10 protein-coding genes are annotated in these 12,595 nt (G+C 45.0%); 5 read left to right on the top strand and 5 right to left on the bottom strand.

Annotation, left to right across the window (positions count from 1 at the left end; all coding sequences use genetic code 11):
- Positions 1 to 115 precede the first annotated feature (115 nt).
- Positions 116 to 2,278 (top strand): AAA domain-containing protein, encoded by a 2,163-nt coding sequence (locus tag FKN08_RS22910; RefSeq protein WP_170892929.1) that lies wholly within the window; start codon positions 116 to 118, stop codon positions 2,276 to 2,278.
- 590 nt (positions 2,279 to 2,868) lie between these two features.
- The gene (locus tag FKN08_RS22900; RefSeq protein WP_170892927.1) at positions 2,869 to 3,624 is read left to right on the top strand and encodes a PhzF family phenazine biosynthesis protein; all 756 of its coding nucleotides are present in this window, start codon (positions 2,869 to 2,871) and stop codon (positions 3,622 to 3,624) included.
- Between the two features lie 69 nt (positions 3,625 to 3,693).
- On the opposite strand, the gene FKN08_RS22895 is transcribed toward FKN08_RS22900, so the two are convergent.
- Genes FKN08_RS22895 through FKN08_RS22885 form a run of 3 tightly spaced genes read right to left on the bottom strand, consistent with a single transcriptional unit; the run spans position 3,694 to position 6,243 of the window.
- On the bottom strand, positions 3,694 to 3,822 hold the full coding sequence (locus FKN08_RS22895; RefSeq protein WP_170892926.1) for a DUF2474 domain-containing protein: 129 nt from the start codon (positions 3,820 to 3,822) through the stop codon (positions 3,694 to 3,696).
- Positions 3,823 to 3,842: 20 nt separating this feature from the next.
- A complete protein-coding gene (cydB, locus tag FKN08_RS22890; RefSeq protein WP_170892925.1) occupies positions 3,843 to 4,850 on the bottom strand; it encodes a cytochrome d ubiquinol oxidase subunit II in 1,008 nt (335 codons plus the stop codon).
- Between the two features lie 28 nt (positions 4,851 to 4,878).
- On the bottom strand, positions 4,879 to 6,243 hold the full coding sequence (locus FKN08_RS22885) for a cytochrome ubiquinol oxidase subunit I (protein WP_017447409.1): 1,365 nt from the start codon (positions 6,241 to 6,243) through the stop codon (positions 4,879 to 4,881).
- A 136-nt stretch (positions 6,244 to 6,379) separates the two neighbouring features.
- On the opposite strand from FKN08_RS22885, the gene FKN08_RS22880 reads away from it, so the two are divergent.
- A complete protein-coding gene (locus tag FKN08_RS22880; RefSeq protein WP_170892930.1) occupies positions 6,380 to 7,813 on the top strand; it encodes a PLP-dependent aminotransferase family protein in 1,434 nt (477 codons plus the stop codon).
- A gap of 9 nt (positions 7,814 to 7,822) precedes the next feature.
- On the opposite strand, the gene FKN08_RS22875 is transcribed toward FKN08_RS22880, so the two are convergent.
- Both FKN08_RS22875 and FKN08_RS22870 read right to left on the bottom strand, forming a co-directional pair.
- The gene (locus FKN08_RS22875) at positions 7,823 to 8,371 is read right to left on the bottom strand and encodes a sugar O-acetyltransferase (RefSeq protein WP_170892924.1); all 549 of its coding nucleotides are present in this window, start codon (positions 8,369 to 8,371) and stop codon (positions 7,823 to 7,825) included.
- Positions 8,372 to 8,619: 248 nt separating this feature from the next.
- A complete protein-coding gene (locus FKN08_RS22870) occupies positions 8,620 to 8,940 on the bottom strand; it encodes a DUF1840 domain-containing protein (protein WP_005392576.1) in 321 nt (106 codons plus the stop codon).
- A gap of 132 nt (positions 8,941 to 9,072) precedes the next feature.
- Here FKN08_RS22870 and FKN08_RS22865 point away from each other — a divergent pair, with 132 nt between their 5' ends.
- Entirely contained in the window at positions 9,073 to 9,909 is an 837-nt protein-coding gene (locus tag FKN08_RS22865) for a phosphate/phosphite/phosphonate ABC transporter substrate-binding protein (RefSeq protein ID WP_170892923.1), read from the top strand.
- Between the two features lie 11 nt (positions 9,910 to 9,920).
- A complete protein-coding gene (locus FKN08_RS22860; protein ID WP_170892922.1) occupies positions 9,921 to 12,542 on the top strand; it encodes an ATP-binding protein in 2,622 nt (873 codons plus the stop codon).
- Positions 12,543 to 12,595: the final 53 nt, after the last annotated feature.

The following is a 12,595-nucleotide window of genomic DNA, read 5'->3' as shown; positions in this document are numbered from 1 at the left end:
GCTACATCATTGGATATTACTGTCAACTCAGGCCACATCAGTATAACGGTGGTCTAACTCCCAATGAGTCAGAACGATTATATTGGGAAAACTCTAAAACAGTGGCCAATTTTAGTTGACCACTACAGAGCAGAGTTCGAAACAATTTGGTGTATTAGCTAAAGAGCTTCAGAAAAAAACTCGGCATATACCAATCCGAAGTTTGATTAGTGAGCTAGGTCATTCGTTATTGGATTTGTGTCCATGTTTAATGATGTCACCACTGTCCGTTGCTCAGTTTTTGCCCTCTGATTTCAGAGGATTTGACTTGGTTGTTTTTGACGAAGCATCACAAATGACCACTTGGGATTCTGTAGGTGCTATAGCGAGAGGGAAAAACGCAATCATTGTCGGTGACCCAAAACAGATGCCCCCAACAAACTTTTTCTCTGCTCGAGGGAATTCGGATGATCCAGATGAAGAAGATCTAGAGTCTATTCTTGACCAAGCGCTTGCTGCGAGATTACCGCTTAAAAGGTTGATGGGGCATTATCGAAGTAGGCATGAAACCCTTATTGCTTTTTCAAATAATAAATATTATGAAAATTCATTAGTAACTTATCCTTCTTCAGAAACAAAAGATTCAGCAGTTTCTTTGCATCGAGTTAACGGAATTTATGCTAAAGGAGCGGGTCGCAACAATACGGCTGAAGCAAAAGCAGTCGTAAATGAAATTGTTCGAAGATTACTGGATAAATATGAACAAGATAAGTCTATAGGTGTAGTAACTTTAAATACTGATCAGCAAAGAACGATTGAAGATCTGTTAGACGACGCAAGAAGACAAAACCCTGCTATCGAAAAGTACTTTCAAGAGGGGTCAGGAAGAGATCCTGTTTTTGTTAAGAACCTAGAGTCAGTTCAGGGTGATGAGAGAGACGTAATCATGCTCAGTCTCGCGTATGGTCCTACGGAGCCAGGAGCCAAAACGATGAGTATGAATTTTGGGCCACTCAACAAAAGCGGGGGAGAGCGCCGCTTAAATGTTGCGATTACTCGCGCAACCACGGAGGTTGTTGTCTTTAGTAGTTTTGACTCTTCAATGATTGATTTAAGCAGAACGAACTCGGTTGCCGTTGAGCACTTAAAACACTTCCTTGAATTTGCAGAAAAGGGGCCAATTGCTTTATCTGAGATTGCTTCTGCAGAGCATGGAGTCGATCAATTTGATAGTGATTTTGAAGAAGCGGTAGCTCAAGCTTTAAGAATTAAAGGTTGGAAAATACAAACACAAGTAGGAGTAAGTAAGTTTAGAGTTGATCTCGGAGTACTTCATCCAGACAAGCCTGGCAAGTACATAGCTGGTGTTGAGTGTGATGGGGCTACGTACCACTCTTCTCCTGCAGCCCGAGATAGAGATCGGGTAAGACAGATAGTTTTGGAAGGTCTAGGATGGAATATTGTTAGGTTATGGTCGACGGATTACTTTATTGATCCTGAATATGCAATTGAAAACATTGACTCAAAACTTAGAGAAATACTTGAAGTGGAAAGGGAGCGAGACATACTGCTAGAAGCAGAAGCAGAAGCAGAAGCAGAAGCAGAAGCAGAAGCAGAAGCAGAAGCAGAAGCAGAAGCAGAAGCAGAAGCAGAAGCAGAAGCAGAAGCAGAAGCAGAAGCAGAAGCAGAAGCAGAAGCAGAGGGAAAAGTAGTGTTAGCGAAAGGTCCTTCAACTTTAAACTCAGGCACAGGTTTTTGTCTTGAACAAACGGGGAGCTCTGGTAAAGAATTTGATGAAATCGAGAACGCTTCATCGATTACATTGGATGCCGCAAATTATTTTAAACCTGAATACGTTGATAGGCTCACTCAACTTGCTAAAGACATCCTTATCGAACGCCCTGGTATTACACTGCATGCACTTACCCTCGAAATAGCCAACCTACATGGCTTAACACGTACAAGCAAAAAGCAACTCGAGTATATGAGAAAAATACTTGATACTTTCGCTGGTATCAAAGAGAGCGATGGGTACTCTCCAACACTCTGGGTTTCGCCGAGTAATATGGTCGATTTGATTGAGTGGCGGGGTGTAGAGGCATTCGGTTATGAACGAAAGTGGAATGAGCTGTCGTATGAGGAGGCTTTGGGGCTTGCTAAGTTTGCGATTCAGAAGAACCCAGAAGCGCCAATAGATGTTATTTGCGATGAGTTAAATATTAAGAGACGTCATGAGACATCCTTGAACCAATTTGCTATTTGGCTAAAAACCGTTAATGAATTTGACGATCAGAAATAGCTAATACATATGCTTGTCAGGTCTGATGCCTCAAAGCTTAGGAACTGACAAGCTTTTCTCGAATCTTTTATATACGCAGTTAGATTAAATCATTAACAAGGATGTGTAATGAGAAATAGAAAATGGATATTTGCGGCTATTTTGCTTATTGGAGGACCTTCATTATTGCCCTTTAGTTTGGAAGTAATCTCAATAATTGAGCTGTTTGGTCTTTTTGGGTTTGTGGACAATTTATTCATCTTACGCTGAATATTTGGTGAATCACCCTTGGTTTAAAAGAGGTCTGCGTTTAGCAACCAGTTGGGACTTTCAGCCTCAAATGCTGTTCTCTCTGAGAGAGCTTAGGGCATGTCCACAGTTAGTTTTCCACATGCTTCCTGTTCAAAGTGTGATGATCTGGGCTTTGAACATTATGTTTTGGGCGAGTGTGGCTTGGTGCTACAGAATTTAAGCGAACAAATTGTTCAAGAGGGGTTCGCAACGCATGGCATTTTTACTGTGCGTTGGTTTTAGTGATTAAGGCGGTATGCAGTGGTATCAGTATTGAGTCGCTCACCCGTCAACAAGACGCCAAACAGTAAGGATGATGGATGATTAAAGCGCAAATATTTGATGTATTTTGTGATGAGTTGGCTCAAGGTAACCCTTGTGGCGTTGTCGAACTAAATCACTGGCTGAGTGATTCTGAGTTACTTCAAATCACTCATCAGGTCGCTCAACCTGTCACATCATTTGTGGTTCAGTCTGGCAGTGACTACCACATTCGCTGGTTTAGCCTAGAAGGAGAGATCAACCTATGCGGACACGGAAGTTTGGGCGCAGGCGCTGCAATCATTTCCAACTATCATCAGAATGAGGTCATTCTAAAAAGCCAATATGGTCATATTACCGTTACTGAACTGGATGGAATGTATCGGATAGTGATGCCAAGTTGGCAAGCAAAGCCTCATGTAATCCCCTTGGATATTTCAGGCTTTTCCAATCGCCCCGTAGATGCTTTTACAACGCGTGATTTGGTTGTTGTTCTCGAATCCGAAGATGATGTTGCTCACTGTAAGCCTAACTTTGATGAGCTGATTAAAATTGATGAGTTTCATGCAGTCATCGTGACGGCTCAAAGCTCTGATAGTGGCTATGTGCTGCGTTACTTTGCACCTAAAATCGGTATTTCAGAGGATCTTGCCACAGGCTCAGCTCAGTGCTCATTGGCGCCTTATTGGTTTGAAAAACTGGGCAAAGAAAAACTGAGGGCTCGCCAGCTATCTCGCGCTGGTGGTTATTTTGAAGTGGCGCGCGGTTCAGAATCTACTATCGTATTGTCTGCACACGTGAAAAGTCGGACTTGAATGCAAACGCCTCTAGCTCTTACACAAGATCTAGAGGCATCCATTTTTTATTGACTAAAAAGTGCCGAGCTAAGATTTTAATCCTGCAGCGGTCATCATGACGCGAAATAACATAGACACTAACCCTAATGCAGCGACGCTAGCGACCCAAATTCCAACCATCCACGCCCATTGGTGGCACCAATTTTTGACTTTCATACTCACTCCTTATCAACTCGTTAATGGTACGCTTCGTCTTCTTTCACTTTTCCAGAGAAGACGTAGTAACTCCAAAAGGTGTAAGCCAGAATTATCGGGATGATGATCACTGCTCCAACGAGCATAAAGCGCTGACTGCTTGCAGGAGCGGCTGCTTCCCATATTGATATGCTAGGAGGAATGATATTTGGCCAGATACTGATGCCAAGCCCAGCGAACCCGAGAATCACGATCACCAATGCCATCACGAAAGGGCTGTGCTCTTTTCGCTTTTTTACGGAGTCGGCAATCTTCAAACATACCAGCCCAGTAATGACAGGTACGGGCAATAAGTAGAACAAATTAGGCAGAGAAAACCATCTTTCCGCAATGGCAGGGTAAGCAAGTGGGGTCCAAGCGCTCACAATGACTAATGCGGAGATCATCGCCAGTAGTGTTTTGTTAGTGAAGCGGTACATCGTGTTTTGCAGTGCACCTTCCGTCTTCATGATGAGCCATGTGCTACCGAGCAGCGCGTACGTTGCGACTAAACCCAAACCGCAAAAGATGGGAAAAGGGGTAAGCCAGTCTAGTTGGCTACCCACGAAAACGCGGTTTTCCACCGCAAAGCCCTGAATTACCGCGCCGACAACGATTCCTTGGAAAAACGTGGTTAAAATCGAGCCGACCATAAAAGAGCGGTCCCAGAACTTTAAGTGGCTTTCCAATGCTTTAAAGCGAAACTCAAACGCTACGCCACGAAAGATCAAAGCAATCAACATCAGTGTTAAAGGAATGGCTAGCGCTTCAATAATCACCGCGTAAGCCATGGGAAAAGCGCCAAATAGAGATGCGCCTCCAAGCACAATCCAAGTTTCGTTGCCGTCCCAAACTGGCGCGACACTGTTGACCATGACGTCTTTTTGTTTTTCATCCTTGATGAAGGGCATCAGTATTCCAATACCTAAATCGAAGCCATCCATGATGATGTACATCAAAGTGGCAAAAACGATGATCGCGAACCAAATCACGGATAAATCAAAATGCATATTCTTTACCTTCACTTTGTGACAAATTCTAAATGCGACCTGAAACGGTCGTCATGTCGTGCTCATCGTGCTCAATTGCATCGGGGCCTTTCTTGATTTGGTGGATCATGTAGTAATACCCAAAACCAAACACCAAGCTGTACACAACAAGGAAACACAGCAGGCTGATGCTCATTTGTAGGTCTCCGTGTGCAGAAACCGCATCACGCGTTTTTTGTACGCCATACACGACCCAAGGCTGCCGCCCAACCTCTGTCGTAAACCAGCCAGCGAGTATCGCAATAAGACCAGATGGCCCCATAAATAATGAAAACTTGAGGAACCAACGCGAGGTATAAAGCGTGTTCTTTTTTCGTAACCACATGCTGTAGAAGCTTTGAAAAATCATCAGAAGTCCTAGCCCGACCATGATTCGAAATGACCAAAAGACGATAGGTGAGTTCGGTCGTTCCTCTTTCGGGAAGTCTTTCAGCGCCGGGATTGGCTCAGTTAAACTGTGGCGTAGGATCAAACTTCCTAGAACAGGAATTTCTAAGGCATAGTCTGTGCGTTCTTGTTCCATGTTTGGCATGCCGAACAAAATCAATGGGGTTGGTTTGCCATCACTGTTATCCCAATGCCCTTCGATGGCAGCGATTTTGGCGGGCTGGTATTCTAAGGTGTTTAGCCCGTGCACATCGCCAATCACAGCTTGGAGTGGCGCAAGGAACACTAAGATCCCGAGCGACATCGAAAACATGGTTTTTACCGCAGTCGATTGATTGCCTCTCAATAAATGCCAAGCGGCTGACGCGCCTACAAAGAGTGCTGAACTGACGAAAGCCGCGACGCTCATGTGCGCCAAACGATAAGGAAATGAAGGATTGAAAACGATAGCAAACCAGTCGGTTGGTACCACGCGTCCGTCGACAATTTCATAGCCTTGTGGCGTTTGCATCCAACTGTTGGAGGCGAGAATCCAGAAGGTCGAAATGATCGTGCCTAACGCCACCATCGAGGTTGCAAAAAAGTGCAGCTTTTCTCCGACGCGACGCCAACCAAACAGCATCACGCCAAGAAATCCGGCTTCGAGAAAGAAAGCCGTTAATACTTCATAAGTCAGTAATGGGCCAGTGATAGAACCAGCGAAGTCGGAGAAACCACTCCAGTTGGTGCCGAATTGATAGGCCATGACAAGACCAGATACAACACCCATTCCAAAGTTAACCGCAAAAATTTTCGACCAGAAGTGATAGAGCTTTTGGTAATCGGGATTACGTGTTTTTAGCCATAAGCCTTCCAGCACGGCGAGATAGGTGGCCAAACCTATGGTGATAGCGGGGAAAATAATATGAAAGGATACCGTAAAGGCGAACTGTATCCGTGCAAGCATAAATGCGTCGAGGCCAAACATTAAACTTCCTTTGATCTTTTAAGTTTTATGAGAGAGCTATTTTAAAAGGAGCGGAGTAGGGGAAGTAGGTACAGACAGTGACTATAAACCTATAACAGATTAAATATTGAAGTGTTATTATTTTGAATTCGGCTTTATGGAGGGGGATTTGCGTTTGGCGAAGTATCAAGAGTTAGTGGAACAGCTTAAAAGGCAGATAAAATCGGGGATATGGCATCCGGATGACAAGCTGCCTTCTCTGCGTCGCCAATCTGAACACTCGGGTTTAAGCTTGATGACGGTGTTGCATGCCTATCAAATTCTGGAATCTCAAGGCTGGGTAACGTCACAGCCGCGATCTGGTTATCGAGTTGCTCCCTATATTAAGAGTTCAAATGAACCCCAAGCGCCAGCAGCGGTCTCGTGGACAGAGCAGGTAGACATCAATGAGTTTATCTTTGATGTGCTGCAGGCGAGTAAAAATCCATCCATGATCAATTTTGGCTTTGCCTATCCAGATCCAAGTTTATACCCACGCTATCACGTGAATCGGGCGATGAGCGCAGCCGCTCGCAATATGCCGATTTCCATCACCTTTGATAACTTACCGCCGGGAAACGAACAATTACGCACCATCATCGCGAAGCGTTATGCTGCGAAAGGCATTGAAATTTCACCCGATGAAATTGTCATTACGGCAGGCGCGCTGGAGGCGTTAACGCTCAGTTTGCAAGCTTGTACAAGACCGGGAGATTGGGTGGTTGTGGAGTCGCCTGCATTCTATGGCGCATTGCAATCCTTAGAGCGGTTAGGTTTGAAAGCGCTCTCAGTAAGAACAGACCCGGTCACGGGCATTGACCTAGATTCATTGGAACGAGCGCTGCAAACACACGATGTGAAAGCATGTTGGCTTATGTCGAACTTCCAGAATCCTCTGGGTTTTACGCTCTCCAACGAGAAAAAACAAAAGCTGATTGAACTGACACAGCGATATAACGTGCCAGTGATTGAAGATGATGTGTACAGCGAACTGCATGCCGAGAATGACTCGGTTTACCCACTAAGAATGTTTGATGACACGGGCAATACCATGTTGTGCTCGTCGTTTTCAAAATCATTAATCGCAGGGCTACGTATTGGTTGGGTTGCGGCGGGAAAGCGGGCGCTAGAGGTACAAAAGTTACAGCTAATGAGTACATTAGCGACGAGTGCACCAGTGCAAATGACATTGGTGCACTATTTAACAAGCCGCAATTATGAATCGCATTTGAAGCAGTTACGGAAAAAGCTGTTTGAACGTAAAAGTAAGATGACGAATCTGCTTAATGAGCTGTTACCTGAAGAAGTCAAAGTGTTAAGCCAAAGCGGCGGGTACTTTATTTGGTTAGAGCTTCCCAAGCATATCGACGCCTTGCAGATATATCGAGAAGCGCTAAAAGATAATATCAGCATCGCACCGGGAAAGATGTTCAGCCTGACAGAACAATACGATCACTGTATTCGTCTTAACGCTTCTTTTGAGCTTAATGACAAATACGTCCATGCTCTCAATCTGCTTGCCAACATTATTCGCGATCATTTGGCAAAATAGCGACTTTCTTCAGTTTTTTGGTTTAATGGAGCGCGCCGGATTTCCAGCAACTCGATCGCCCGGCGCAACGTCTTTGGTTATCACAGAGCCAGCGCCGACGACGGCCTCATCGCCAATGGTCACGCCTGGCAGTATGATAGCGCCCCCACCAATCCAAACGTTGTTGCCGATTTTTACCGGTTTGGCGATCTCATCTCCGGCTAAGCGTCTTTGCGTATCGAGTGAATGAGCGGCTGTGTAAACTTGCACTCTAGGCCCAATCATGACGTTCGCGCCAATCTCAACCTGCCCATTGTCCAGAATAATGGCATCCCAGTTGATGTAGGTGTTTTCCCCGATGGACAAGTGGCAACCGTAGGTAAGTTGAAGCGGTGGCTCTATACAGGCGCTGTTTTCTAATTGGACGCCCATCTCCGCCAATAGTTGTCTACGGATACCTGGGTTTGGCTCGTGGTTAAATTGGAAGACAAGCAGCGCAGTTTTGGCGCGCATTAGCTTTAGTTCTTCATCCAGGCAATTATAGGTTTCTCCAGAGCGCATCCGAGTCAGTTCTGACATAACAATCATTCCATTAATGGTTTGCAGTTGAGGCCACAATGATAAGTGAGTGTTTCAGTCAATAGGAGATTTTTATTATGAAATCAGACGTTTATCACTGATTTATATTCAATAGGTTAGTTTTGAGTAAGCACTCGTTAAGAGTCATTCAAATAGAGAAGTGAAGTGAATTGGGTAAGTTCCTTTTAGCAGGGGAGGAAAGTATAGATTGGATGTTGCTTTCCTCTCCACAGCTTGATTTGGAGCATTTATTGGCTGTCCCACATCACTTCGCACTCTTCTTTAATAGCCGATTTTAAAAGCTCAATAAGTGGAAATGCTCTGCGTCCTAAACTGACCGTTTGTTCCTCTTGCTCCTCATCTTCTTCCATTGCTTGACTGTTGTTCTTCTCTATCGCTTCTTGTGCTGCGAGAGCGGAGGTCAATCTAGATAGAGCATCAGGGATGTCTTGAGCGGAAATAGACCCTGGTACTGAGCCACTATGCCCCATCATTTTGATCATCTTTATCGCAATATCGCCAAACATAGTGACGTTCGAGTGGCTATGGCAACGAAATGTAATAAGCATTTACCTGCTCCTGTTGTAGGTGTTCATTTGAGTATAAATGGTATCTGAGACACGAGGCAATTTAATCCGATAATTCGCAATCTTTCAGATAGCTATCTATCTTTAACGAAAGACAAACATAAGGAGATGATTTTGTTGAACTCCCAATTAAAGACGTTGATTTGGCGGCTTCACAAGCGAATATTTACGTTGCTTATGGTGTTATGCATATGGTCACCTTCTGTCGTTGCTCAACCTTCCATTGTTTTTGGTGTCGTACCGCAACAGTCGGCGACCAAACTAGTGCAACAATGGCAGCCATTACTGCAACGTTGGGGAGATCTTGCTGGCGTTGAGATTAAGTTTGCCACGGCGCGTGATATTCCCACGTTCGAAGCACGCTTGATGGCTGGAGCCTACGACATTGCGTACATGAACCCATATCACTTTACCTTGGTGAATCAAAACCCAGGTTATACGGCGTTAGCAAGAGCGAAAAATAAGCGGATCACAGGCATTATTGTAGCAAGGCGAGGGAAGTCGGTTTCCCTTGATGAGCTGCAAGACAAGACCATCGCTTTTCCTGCCCCACGAGCATTTGCTGCTTCTATCATCACACAATCAGAGTTGGCGCGGAAAGGCATCAAGTTTACGCCTAAATACGTCGGTTCGCACGACTCAGTCTATTTGGGGGTACTTAAAGGTTTGTACATTGCTGGTGGTGGCGTGAAGCGTACCTTTGAGAGCTTACCGAGTGAAATAAAAGACCAACTTAGCATCATTTATACAACTGCTGGTTATACGCCTCATGCTATTGCGGTTTCAAATAATGTCGATGAAGAGATTACTCTTGCCTTACGAAAGGCAATTTCGCAACTTAATGACGATCCAAAAGCACAGGAGAGTTTTACTTTACTCAACATTGACGGGTTACAGCTTGCACAAGACCAAGATTGGCAAGATGTTGTTCAATTGGGAATCTCAAGATAAATGGTTGTCCTATGACGCTGCGTTCGAAAACGATACTTGGCATTGCTCTTATTGAGGCCCTTGCGCTCGGTGTACTCATCATCAGTGGGCTTAATTGGTTGGAAAGTTCTAACGAGACTAGCCTTGAGGTTGGGAGCCAACACTTGGTGAGTGTATTTGCTCAGGCGTCGAGAGATGCGGTGATTGCGACGGACTTAGCCTATCTAGACAGTTTTGCTCGTTCTGTCGTGAGTGAGCGCGAGCTGGCTTATATTCGTATTGTTAACCAAGATGGCGTCGAGCTGACGCTACAGGGGGATTACAGCGGTGTTGATACTGGTGTTAGACCGTTTGATGTGACCGATGGAGTTTACGATGTTGCGCAAGAGATTACTCTTGGAGAGCAGACTTTCGGTAAGGTTGAAATGGGTGTGAATGTTGAACATGTACATCAAGTACTTTCATTTGCGACTCAGGCAAGTTTGGTTATCGCCTTTATTGAAATGTCGCTGGTGGCCATGTTTTCGTATGCTCTCGGTAGCTATTTGATGAAGCGGCTCGATCTTCTTCGTACTGGGGTAATCAAGGTTTCACAGCAAGGTCCGGGTTCGCAAATTTCGATTTCAGGCAATGACGAAGTTACACGTGTTGGCGAAGCGTTTAACCAAATGTCACGCTCTTTAGCGCAAGCGCAAACTAAACTTCAGCAAGAGCATCAAACCCAGCAACAGTTATCGGCCAAAATATCGCAGCTTGCTGAGGTTGCTGAACATGCGCGTGATACCATCATCATTACTCACCCTGACGGCACTATTGCATGGGTAAATCCTGCGTTTGAACAGCTAACCGAATATACGTTGGAAGAAGTTATTGGCAAATCGCCGGGCGAGTTACTCCAAGGGCCAGACACAGACCCAAATACGGTGGCATTGCTCTCAAAAAGTGTCCGTAAGCACTCTCCTATTAGGGTTGAAATACTCAACTATACCAAGTCGAAGCACCCGTATTGGGTCGAGTTGGAGCTCTCTCCTGTGTTTGATGAAGATGGCGGGCTGTTACGTTTTATTGCGGTAGAGCGTGACATCACCGACAGGCGCAGGATGGAGAGGCGTCTGTCGTCTGCTTTAGATAAATCGAAAAAGGCGATGCAAGCCAAATCGGAATTTTTGGCGAACATGAGTCATGAGATTCGCACCCCAATGAACGCGATCATGGGGATCAGCGAGATATTGCTTGAGAACGAAAACCGTCGAGAGCCAAGGGAGTTATTACTCCTGCTGCACAAATCTGCCAACAACCTTGTGACCATCATTAACGACATCCTCGACTACAGCAAAGTAGAAGCGGGCAAGTTGACGTTAGTTGAAGAGGAGTTTGACTTGCGTTCACTCGTCGAGAGTTGCACCGCTTTGTGTGCCTATCAGGCGGATAAAAAGAACCTTAAGTTGTTGGTTGATATGCCATTGGCCATGAATACGGTCGTGGTCGGTGATAAAGGTCGGATTAATCAAATCTTGCTTAACTTGATCGGTAATGCGGTGAAATTCACGGATGAAGGCCATGTGCTACTCAAAGTCAGAGAAAGTGAGCACGGTTTTGATTTTTCCGTGAGTGATACGGGCATTGGTATTCCCGAAGAACGATTAGCTCATATTATGGATAAGTTTGAGCAGGTCGATACCTCCGCGACAAGACGGCATGAAGGTACAGGCTTGGGGTTGGCAATCTCAAAACGTTTGATCAGCATGTACAACGGCGAGCTTTGTGTGCATTCAGATTTTGGAAAAGGGTCGTGTTTTAGCTTTAGTTTGCAGTTGCCTAAGCAAAGTCAGCTTCTTTCCGAACCGATAGAGCTGAGTGCAAATCGACTATTGTTGATTGATGATTATCAACCGCGCGTGCAACACTTGATACATTTGGCTCAAGAGATTGGCATTGAAGTTACTCATGCCAACGATTGGTCAACTGCGCAGTCTTTGGGTAAAAAATTGGATGGTTTTGATCGTATCCTCGCGAGTGTAAATAATGCTCAAGATAGAGATGCGCTCTATGAGCTTGATGCGACAGAATCCGCCGCCAAACGGGTAATGTTTCTTGCACCTTGCGTGATGGAGGAAGGGCAGGCATGGTCGTGCGAGCGGGATCGTTTATTGCCGCAACCGGTCACGCAGCATAAACTGCAAGCTCTGTTTTCTACTAAGACACAAAAGCGTCGAGAACTTTCCTCAGATGAGAATCCTGACTTTTCTAGCCTGCACCTATTAGTCGCAGAAGACAGCCATATCAATCGAATATTGATTGAAAAAATGTTGCAAGACACAGGTGTTAAACTGACGTTGGCGGAAGATGGTGTTGAAGCCGTTGAACTTTATAAACAGCTTTCTCCGGACTTGGTGATTACCGATATTTCTATGCCAAACAAAGATGGTTTTGGCGTGACAAAAGACATTCGTGAGTTACAGGAAAGTGGTGCGTTTCCTTGGTGTCCAATCGTTGCGTTTTCCGCACATGCGATGCAAGAGCAGCAACAAAAAAGTATCGCATTAGGTATGGATGATTACCTGACAAAACCAGTTCAGAAAAGTGATTTGCTTAATATGATCGCGAAGTGGGGATGCCATACCCTTGCAGAGGAAAAGCACGCCTCTGTTTAGTGTTTCGGTTAGATTAAATCGGCTCAAAAAAACGAGCATGTTATTAAACATGC

Source organism: Vibrio sp. 1-2 (7-a) (genome assembly GCF_013048515.1).
In the GTDB taxonomy this organism is placed as follows: Bacteria; Pseudomonadota; Gammaproteobacteria; order Enterobacterales; family Vibrionaceae; genus Vibrio; species Vibrio diabolicus.
The sequence above is the reverse complement of the archived record's forward strand: the minus strand, read 5'-3'. Positions and strand labels throughout refer to the sequence as shown.